The 481-nt window shown below is 62.6% G+C and carries 1 protein-coding gene; it reads right to left on the reverse strand.

Features of this window, described 5'->3' with window-relative positions:
• Nucleotides 1–481, reverse strand: a 481-nt coding sequence (locus V7773_RS30255) for an immunoglobulin-like domain-containing protein (RefSeq protein ID WP_336076502.1), incomplete at both ends; no start/stop codon positions are given.

Below are 481 nucleotides of genomic sequence, written 5' to 3' on the forward strand. Positions count from 1 at the left end.
GGTGACGGTCGTTGGGCCTTGGTAAACATCGTTACCCACAGCGACATCGAGCACGCCGGAGCTGGCACCCGCGGCGATGGTGATGGTTTTGCCGCTGTCGAGCGTGACAGTGACCGGACCATTCTGCGCGGTGACCGGGTTGCCATTGGCATCGGTCAGGGTCGCGGTGTAGGTGATGGTGCCGTTTTCGTTCACGGTTGGTGTGGCGGTCAAGGTCACCGTGGTGGTGTCGTTGACGTCGCTGACCACAGTGCTGACTGGCGCGGTGTTCGGGGCGATGGCTTCGAGGTTACCGCCCGTGGCGGTACTGATGCTTTCGGTGACGGTGGTTGGACCTTGGTACACGTCGTTGCCGACGGCCACATCCAACGCACCCGAGCTTGCGCCGGCAGCGATGGTGATGGTTTTGCCGCTGTCCAGCGTGACAGTCACAGGACCGTTTTGCGCGGTGACCGGATTGCCATTGGCATCGGTCAGGGTC

This window comes from Pseudomonas sp. 3JA (assembly GCF_036961705.1).
Lineage (GTDB): Bacteria > Pseudomonadota > Gammaproteobacteria > Pseudomonadales > Pseudomonadaceae > Aquipseudomonas > Aquipseudomonas fluorescens_Q.